Source organism: Mesorhizobium sp. M4B.F.Ca.ET.089.01.1.1 (genome assembly GCF_004022605.1).
GTDB lineage: Bacteria > Pseudomonadota > Alphaproteobacteria > Rhizobiales > Rhizobiaceae > Mesorhizobium > Mesorhizobium abyssinicae.
Genome location: NZ_RZOS01000619.1, coordinates 1 through 2,660 on the forward strand (window position 1 = coordinate 1; position 2,660 = coordinate 2,660).

4 protein-coding genes are annotated in these 2,660 nt (G+C 63.9%); all 4 read left to right on the forward strand.

Going from position 1 to position 2,660, the window contains the following annotated elements; all coding sequences use genetic code 11:
* The coding region (locus tag EN780_RS31650; protein ID WP_145971015.1) for a molybdopterin-dependent oxidoreductase at nt 1–432 on the forward strand (432 nt) is incomplete at its 5' end.
* A gap of 2 nt (nt 433–434) precedes the next feature.
* Entirely contained in the window at nt 435–1,478 is a 1,044-nt protein-coding gene (gene nuoH, locus EN780_RS31655) for an NADH-quinone oxidoreductase subunit NuoH (RefSeq protein WP_127284944.1), read from the forward strand.
* A complete protein-coding gene (gene nuoI, locus EN780_RS31660; protein WP_128276235.1) occupies nt 1,478–1,969 on the forward strand; it encodes an NADH-quinone oxidoreductase subunit NuoI in 492 nt (163 codons plus the stop codon). Before nuoH ends, nuoI begins: the two co-directional genes overlap by 1 nt.
* A 130-nt stretch (nt 1,970–2,099) precedes the next feature.
* The coding region (locus tag EN780_RS31665) for an NADH-quinone oxidoreductase subunit J (protein WP_128276236.1) at nt 2,100–2,660 on the forward strand (561 nt) is incomplete at its 3' end.

Here is a 2,660-nt window from a genome sequence, read left to right on the forward strand (position 1 = left end):
GGCGCGCACCGTGCCAACGTCATCCTGCCAGCCGCCGCCTACACCGAAAAGTCCGGCACCTACGTCAACACCGAAGGCCGCGTGCAGCAGACCAATCGCGCCGGCTTCGCGCCCGGCGACGCGCGCGAGGACTGGGCGATCCTGAGGGCGCTGTCGGATGTGCTCGGCAAGAAGCTGCCGTTCGATTCGCTGCCGCAGCTGCGCGCCAGGCTCTATGGCGAATATCCGCATCTTGCCCGCATCGACCAGGTTCTGGCCGGCAGCGCCGACGACGTTGCCAAGGTGGCGAAGCTCGGCGGTCGGCTGAACAAGGGCACCTTCACCTCGCCGGTGAAGGATTTCTACCTGACCAACCCGATCGCGCGGGCCTCTGCCGTGATGGCGGAATGCTCGGCGCTGGCCAAGAGCGGCTTCAAGCAGGCGGCGGAATAAGCATGGAAACCTTCTTCTCCTTCTACGTGCTGCCGGCGCTGCTGATTCTGCTGAAGTCGGTCGTGCTGATCGTCGTGCTGCTGATCTTCGTCGCCTACATCCTCTACGCCGACCGCAAGATCTGGGCGGCGGTGCAGTTGCGCCGCGGTCCGAACGTGGTCGGCCCCTGGGGCACGCTGCAGGCCTTCGCCGACCTGTTGAAGTTCGTCTTCAAGGAGCCGGTGATCCCGTCAGGCGCCAACAAGGGCGTCTTCCTGCTGGCGCCGCTGGTGTCGGCGGTGCTGGCGATCTCGGCCTGGGCGGTCATTCCGGTCAACGAGGGCTGGGCGATCGCCAACGTCAATGTCGGCATCCTCTACGTCTTCGCCATCTCCTCGCTCGAGGTCTATGGCGTGATCATGGGCGGCTGGGCGTCCAATTCGAAATATCCGTTCCTCGGCGCGCTGCGCTCGGCCGCGCAAATGGTGTCCTACGAAGTCTCGATCGGCTTCGTCATCGTCACCGTGCTGCTTTGCGTCGGCTCGCTCAACCTGTCCGACATCGTCATGTCGCAGCATGATGGGCTCGGCACGCGGCTTGGCCTGCCCAACACCTTCCTCGACTGGCACTGGCTGTCGCTGTTCCCGATGTTCGTCATCTTCTTCATCTCGGCGCTGGCCGAGACGAACCGCCCGCCCTTCGACCTGGTGGAGGCCGAATCGGAACTTGTCGCCGGCCACATGGTCGAATATTCGTCGACGCCGTTCCTGCTCTTCTTCCTCGGCGAATATGTCGCCATCGTCCTGATGTGCGCGCTGGCCACCATCCTGTTCCTCGGCGGCTGGCTGCCCCCGTTCGACTTCGCCCCCTTCACCTGGGTGCCAGGGCTGATCTGGTTCGTGCTCAAGGTCTGCCTGGTGTTCTTCGGCATTTCCATGGTCAAGGCGTTCGTGCCGCGCTACCGCTACGACCAGCTGATGCGGCTGGGCTGGAAGGTCTTCCTGCCGATCTCGCTGTTCATGGTCATCGCCACCGCGGCCTTCCTCAAGCTCACGGGATTTGCGTGATGTCCGCTCTCGCCCAAGCCGCAAAGGCGCTGCTGCTGAAGGATTTCGTCAGCGCTTTCTTCCTGTCGATGCGCCAGTTCTTCGCGCCGAAGGAGACGATCAACTATCCGCACGAGAAAGGGCCGATCAGCCCGCGCTTCCGCGGCGAGCATGCGCTGCGCCGCTATCCGAACGGCGAGGAACGCTGCATCGCCTGCAAGCTGTGCGAGGCGATCTGCCCGGCGCAGGCCATCACCATCGAGGCCGGCCCGCGCCGCAACGACGGCACGCGCCGCACCGTACGCTACGACATCGACATGGTGAAGTGCATCTATTGCGGCTTCTGCCAGGAGGCTTGCCCGGTCGACGCCATCGTCGAAGGGCCGAATTTCGAATTCGCGACGGAGACGCGCGAGGAGCTTTACTACGACAAGGACAGGCTGCTCGCGAACGGCGACCGCTGGGAGCGCGAACTGGCGCGCAACATCGCGCTGGACGCACCCTATCGCTGACATTTGACGCATGGACGGGGCGAGGGGCCTCGTCTAAGGACAACGCGGCTTCGTAACCGGAGGCGGAAACGAAGCCAGAAAGAGCAAACAGGACGAACGTCCTGTTTGGACAGGAACCCGGGGGAACCCCATGCTGAGTGGACTAGAGGCGGCCTTTTTCTACCTCTTCGCCTTTGTCGCGGTGGCGTCGGCGTTCATGGTCATTTCGTCGCGCAACCCCGTGCATTCGGTGCTGTTCCTGATCCTGACCTTCTTCAACGCCGCCGGCCTGTTCATGCTGACCGGCGCCGAGTTCCTGGCGATGATCCTGCTCGTCGTTTATGTCGGCGCGGTCATGGTGCTGTTCCTGTTCGTCGTCATGATGCTCGACGTCGACTTCGCCGAGATGAAGGAAGGCGCGCTGCAATACGCCCCGATCGGCGCGCTGGTCGGGCTGATCCTGGCGGCGGAGCTGATCGTCGTGCTCGGCGGCTACACTTTCGCGCCACAGCTGGCGTCGACGGTGGCCAAGCCCATTCCGGATCTCGCCCAGCGCACCAACACGGCCGCGCTCGGCGATATCCTCTACACGGACTACCTCTATTACTTCCAGATCGCCGGCCTCGTGCTGCTGGTCGCCATGATCGGCGCCATCGTGCTGACGCTGCGCCACAAGCCGGGCGTCAAGCGGCAATCGATCGCAGCCCAGGTC